Raw genomic sequence first — 525 nt, 5'->3', positions numbered from 1 at the left:
TGCGGGATGGTCCGCCGGCTCAGGAATCGAGCACGGCGGCGATGGCTTCGATCTCTACGAGCTGGCCGTCGTAGCCGAGTACGGTGACACCCATCAATGTGCTGGGCACGTCGTGGTCGCCGAACGCAGTCCGGACAACCCCCCACGCCGTCACCAGGTCCTCCCGCCGGTGGGAGGCAACGAGAACGCGGGTGCTGATGACATCGTGGAGTGACGCGCCGGAGTCTGCCAGAGCGATCCGCATATTCTCCACGGCCTTGGCTGCCTGCCCCGCGACGTCTCCGATTGCCGCGGTGGAGCCGTCCTCATTCAGCGGACATGCTCCGGCCAGGAAGATCAGCCGCGACTCGGCCGGGGCCGTGGCCGCGTAGGCGTACTCGGCAATATCGGACAGGGACGCAGAGCGAATCAACGTGACGGCACGAGACACGGGCTTCCTTTCACAGTAGATCCGGGACACTCACGACCTTCTCAAAGATCGACTCCGCGTTCGACGGAATTTCGTGTCCGCCAACTCCCGTGATG

General features: G+C 64.6%; 1 protein-coding gene. It reads right to left on the bottom strand.

Annotated features, from left to right (window positions below; genetic code table 11):
- Positions 1-19: 19 nt before the first annotated feature.
- On the bottom strand, positions 20-430 hold the full coding sequence (locus DY245_RS32735) for a RidA family protein (protein WP_128510810.1): 411 nt from the start codon (positions 428-430) through the stop codon (positions 20-22).
- Between the last annotated feature and the right edge of the window lie 95 nt (positions 431-525).

It is taken from the genome of Streptomyces inhibens, assembly GCF_003389455.1.
Lineage (GTDB): Bacteria > Actinomycetota > Actinomycetes > Streptomycetales > Streptomycetaceae > Streptomyces > Streptomyces inhibens.
The sequence above is the reverse complement of the archived record's forward strand: the minus strand, read 5'-3'. Positions and strand labels throughout refer to the sequence as shown.